The following is a 494-nucleotide window of genomic DNA, read 5'->3' as shown; positions in this document are numbered from 1 at the left end:
CCGGGCGACGAGCAGGAATCCTTTGTGCTGGAGGACAGTACGGCAGGGATCCTTGGCGGACAGGTGGGGATCGCACTGAGCTACCACCTTACGATGGCGGATGCGCAGAGCGGGGACAATGCCCTTGTGAGCCCCTATACCAACGTGGCCAACCCACAGACGATTTTTGTAAGGGCGGAGAACAGCAACACGGGCTGCTACAGCACGGTGATACTGGACCTTAGGGTGAACCCTATCCCGTCACCGGAGGCGGACCCGACCCCGTTGGAGGAGTGTGACGGGGACAACGACGGCTATGCGAGCTTCGATTTGGAGGAGCGCACCCAGGAGATCATCAACGGGGAGCTTGACATTGCCATTACCTACCATGAGACCCAGGGGGACGCCGAGAGCGGTGACAACGAGCTCTTGAGCCCCTACGACAATATCGTGGCCAATGCCCAAGTGGTATATGCCAGGGCGGAGAACATGCTCACGGGCTGCCACAGCGTGGT

General features: G+C 60.1%; 1 pseudogene. It reads left to right on the top strand.

Annotated elements, in window-relative coordinates:
- Positions 1 to 494 (top strand): annotated as a pseudogene (locus ZA05_RS18395) (hypothetical protein); the annotation flags it as partial.

This window comes from Mangrovimonas sp. TPBH4 (assembly GCF_001280505.1).
Lineage (GTDB): Bacteria > Bacteroidota > Bacteroidia > Flavobacteriales > Flavobacteriaceae > Mangrovimonas_A.
The sequence above is the reverse complement of the archived record's forward strand: the minus strand, read 5'-3'. Positions and strand labels throughout refer to the sequence as shown.